Below are 3,797 nucleotides of genomic sequence, written 5' to 3' on the forward strand. Positions count from 1 at the left end.
ACACTGTTTGATCGCGCCGAGTGTGGCGTTGATCTCAGTTGGTCCTCTTCGGAGGAGGTTTGATTAGGGATGTTTCCTCGTCCCTCTTTGAATATCCCGGCTGAAACGAACAGAGTTGTCCAAGTCAAGTACACTAACCCGCATGATCGGCGCCAATAGTCACCCGCAAGGATGACTGGCACTAAAATGATCATGCATTGTCTTCTATCCTCTGCGTGGGGCCGACCGACATCGGCAGCGCGGGTTCCAGGATGGAAGGCGGGAAAGTATGCTTTTGGTTCAGAAGAAAGATCGCCTTTAGTTACCAGCTGGGCGGTCGCGATTGACCTGACTGTGCTCAAGTAGCCGAATAGGCGGTAGCACAAAATGTTATGTCTTTCTCTTTCTGGATCAAATCAAGCGCGAGAAGGGCGTTTGGTGAATGCCTTGGCAGCAAGAGGCGATGAAAGACGTGATACTCTGCGATAAGCCATGGGGAGCTGAGAATAAGCTTTGATCCATGGATTTCTGAATGGGGCAACCCACTTGAAAGCTTCATATTGTTAGTTTTGCTAATCAATATGTCGCTTAACCAAGTACTTAAGACCTGAATACATAGGGTTTTAAGAGCAAACCCGGGGAACTGAAACATCTAAGTACCCGGAGGAAAGGAAATCAATTGATACTCCCCTAGTAGCGGCGAGCGAACGGGGACCAGCCGAGCCGGATAAGTGACTAGAACACGTTGGGAAGCGTGGCCATAGCGGGTGACAGCCCCGTATAGGAAGCTTTGACGGACGTATTAAGTAGGGCGGAACACGTGAAATTCTGTCTGAAGATCGGAGGACCACCTTCGAAGGCTAAGTACTCCTTGCTGACCGATAGCGAACCAGTACCGTGAGGGAAAGGTGAAAAGCACCCCGACGAGGGGAGTGAAACAGTACCTGAAACCGAACGCCTACAATCAGTCGGAGGCTCCTTGCGAGCTGACGGCGTACCTTTTGTATAATGGGTCATCGACTTGGTCTCACGAGCAAGCTTAAGCCGTTAGGTGTAGGCGTAGCGAAAGCGAGTCTTAATAGGGCGCATGAGTTCGTGGGATCAGACCCGAAACCGAGTGATCTAGGCATGGCCAGGTTGAAGGTAAGGTAACACTTACTGGAGGACCGAACCCACATCCGTTGAAAAGGATCGGGATGAGCTGTGCCTAGGGGTGAAAGGCCAATCAAACTCGGAGATAGCTGGTTCTCTGCGAAATCTATTTAGGTAGAGCGTCATCCGAATACCCCGGGGGGTAGAGCACTGGATGGGTAATGGGGCCCCACAGGCTTACTGATCCTAACCAAACTCCGAATACCCGGGAGTACTAGATGGCAGACACACTGCGGATGCTAACGTCCGTAGTGGAGAGGGAAACAACCCTGACCTACGACTAAGGCCCCCAATTCATGGCTAAGTGGGAAAGCAGGTGGGACGACCAAAACAACCAGGAGGTTGGCTTAGAAGCAGCCATCCTTTAAAGATAGCGTAACAGCTCACTGGTCTAAATAAGTTGTCCTGCGGCGAAGATGTAACGGGGCTCAAGCCATGAGCCGAAGTCTAGGGATGCGTAAGCATCGGTAGCAGAGCGTAGTGTGACATAGTTCCTATCCTCTTTAGCGTTCTTCGGAACGCCTTGGAGGATATTTGGAGCTTTCGATGAAGCCGGGGCGTGAGCCATCCGGTGGAGAGATCACTAGTGAGAATGATGACATGAGTAGCGACAAAGAGTGTGAGAGACACTCTCGCCGAAAGTCCAAGGGTTCCTGCTTAAAGCTAATCTGAGCAGGGTAAGCCGGCCCCTAAGCCGAGGCCGAAAGGCGTAGGCGATGGGAACTAGGTTAATATTCCTAGGCCAGGAGGATGTGACGGATCACAGGTGTAGTTCAATCTTATCGGATTGATTGGGCTGCTGAGTGGTTCCTGGAAATAGCCCTCCATCAGACCGTACCCTAAACCGACACAGGTGGACTGGTAGAGCATACCAAGGCGCTTGAGAGAACGATGTTGAAGGAACTCGGCAAAATACCTCCGTAAGTTCGCGAGAAGGAGGCCCGGTTCCTAGGCAACTAGGGGCTGGGGGCACAAACCAGGGGGTGGCGACTGTTTATTAAAAACACAGGGCTCTGCGAAGTCGCAAGACGACGTATAGGGTCTGACGCCTGCCCGGTGCCTGAAGGTTAAAAGGAGAGGTGAGAGCCTTGAATTGAAGCCCAGGTAAACGGCGGCCGTAACTATAACGGTCCTAAGGTAGCGAAATTCCTTGTCGGGTAAGTTCCGACCTGCACGAATGGCGTAACGACTTCCCCGCTGTCTCCAACATCGACTCAGCGAAATTGAATTGCCTGTCAAGATGCAGGCTTCCCGCGGTTAGACGGAAAGACCCCGTGCACCTTTACTACAGCTTCGCACTGGCATCAGGATTGTGATGTGCAGGATAGGTGGTAGGCTTTGAAGCGGAAACGCAAGTATCCGTGGAGCCTCCCTTGAGATACCACCCTTCGCACTCTTGATGTCTAACCGCGGTCCGTTATCCGGATCCGGGACCCTGCGTGGCGGGTAGTTTGACTGGGGCGGTCGCCTCCTAAAGCGTAACGGAGGCGCGCGAAGGTTGGCTCAGAGCGGTCGGAAATCGCTCGTTGAGTGCAATGGCAGAAGCCAGCCTGACTGCGAGACTGACAAGTCGAGCAGAGTCGAAAGACGGCCATAGTGATCCGGTGGTCCCGAGTGGAAGGGCCATCGCTCAACGGATAAAAGGTACGCCGGGGATAACAGGCTGATACTGCCCAAGAGTCCATATCGACGGCAGTGTTTGGCACCTCGATGTCGGCTCATCTCATCCTGGGGCTGGAGCAGGTCCCAAGGGTACGGCTGTTCGCCGTTTAAAGAGGTACGTGAGCTGGGTTTAGAACGTCGTGAGACAGTTCGGTCCCTATCTGCCGTGGGTGTAGGAGACTTGAGAGGAGTTGCCCCTAGTACGAGAGGACCGGGGTGAACGATCCACTGGTGGACCAGTTGTCGTGCCAACGGCAGTGCTGGGTAGCTATGATCGGACAGGATAACCGCTGAAGGCATCTAAGCGGGAAGCCCCCCTCAAAACAAGGTCTCCCTGAGGGCCGTGGAAGACCACCACGTCAATAGGCCGGAGATGTAAGCGCAGTAATGCGTTCAGTTGACCGGTACTAATCGCCCGATAGGCTTGATTTGATCCAGTAATGGAAAGACAAGACCAAAGCATACACCGACCTTGAGTTGGATGACTTCGTCGCTTTTGCTACGCAAACAGCGACGTTGTTGATTGATTACACAACCGTGCAGGAACGCGCATCCGCTTCGCGAATACGCTGCCTCCTGCGCGTCGCGCTTTTGCTCCGCAAAAGTCGCGACGGGGATTTTCCTCGGTTTGGTGGTCATAGCGCAAGTGAAACACCCGGTCCCATCCCGAACCCGGAAGTTAAGCACTGCCGCGCCAATGGTACTTGGGCTTAAGCCCCGGGAGAGTAGGTCACCGCCAAACCTAGAAAAATCCCCCAATCAAACTTCTCTCTAATACGATATCACACTTTCCGACCCTGACGCGGGATGGAGCAGCCCGGTAGCTCGTCAGGCTCATAACCTGAAGGTCGTAGGTTCAAATCCTACTCCCGCAACCAGGTCGGAAAATCCACAGCAGCCCGTTCAGACTACAATTGATCCACTGGATCAATCGCTTAACGTCTTCACCTCGTCAGGCTCATAACCTGAAGGTCAGAGGGTCAAAGCCTAACACCAAAACCAAA

1 tRNA gene and 2 rRNA genes are annotated in these 3,797 nt (G+C 53.1%); all 3 read left to right on the forward strand.

The features are described from left to right. Positions 1–393: 393 nt before the first annotated feature. The 3 genes from ACR0LF_RS23435 (at position 394) to ACR0LF_RS23445 (ending at position 3,671) form a co-directional block, all read left to right on the forward strand. Positions 394–3,225, forward strand: a 23S ribosomal RNA gene (locus ACR0LF_RS23435). A 195-nt stretch (positions 3,226–3,420) separates the two neighbouring features. Next, a 5S ribosomal RNA gene (gene rrf, locus ACR0LF_RS23440) occupies positions 3,421–3,535 on the forward strand. A gap of 59 nt (positions 3,536–3,594) precedes the next feature. Next, a tRNA-Met gene (locus tag ACR0LF_RS23445) sits at positions 3,595–3,671 on the forward strand. Positions 3,672–3,797 lie beyond the last annotated feature (126 nt).

Source organism: Ruegeria sp. E8, assembly GCF_056533985.1.